1 protein-coding gene is annotated in these 432 nt (G+C 63.2%); it reads right to left on the reverse strand.

Annotated elements, in window-relative coordinates; translation table 11 throughout:
• On the reverse strand, positions 1-432 hold a 432-nt coding region (locus FMN52_RS19705; RefSeq protein WP_148610308.1), incomplete at both ends, for an iron-containing alcohol dehydrogenase.

Consider the following 432-nt stretch of genomic DNA (forward strand, 5'->3'; position numbering starts at 1 on the left):
GGGTAGGCGAGGGCGTGCACTGCAGCGACCGGCGAATTGGCGAAGGCCATGCCGGCCAGCATGGAGCCGAGCAGCATGGCGCCTCTGGCGTCTTCGTCCCTTGGCGTCAGGACGGCCTTTTCGATGTTGCCACCCAGCAACCGGAGAGCCTCGACCGCCAGTGTTCTGGAAACCGGATTGTTGTTGGCCGATTTCGAGGCATAGCCTTCAATGGCATGCACCATCGCATCGATGCCGGTCGCGGCCGTCACGGGGCCGGGAAGGCCGAGTGTCAGCAACGGGTCGAGAACGGCCAGGTCCGGCAACAGGAAAGGGGAGACGACCCCCCTTTTTTCTTCTTCGCCCACCGTGATGATCGAAATCGGGGTGACTTCCGAGCCTGTTCCGGCTGTCGTCGGTACCAGGATGAGCGGAAGACGTGGTCCCTTGGCA

The sequence above is a fragment of the Marinobacter sp. BW6 genome (assembly GCF_008107725.1).
Lineage (GTDB): Bacteria > Pseudomonadota > Gammaproteobacteria > Pseudomonadales > Oleiphilaceae > Marinobacter.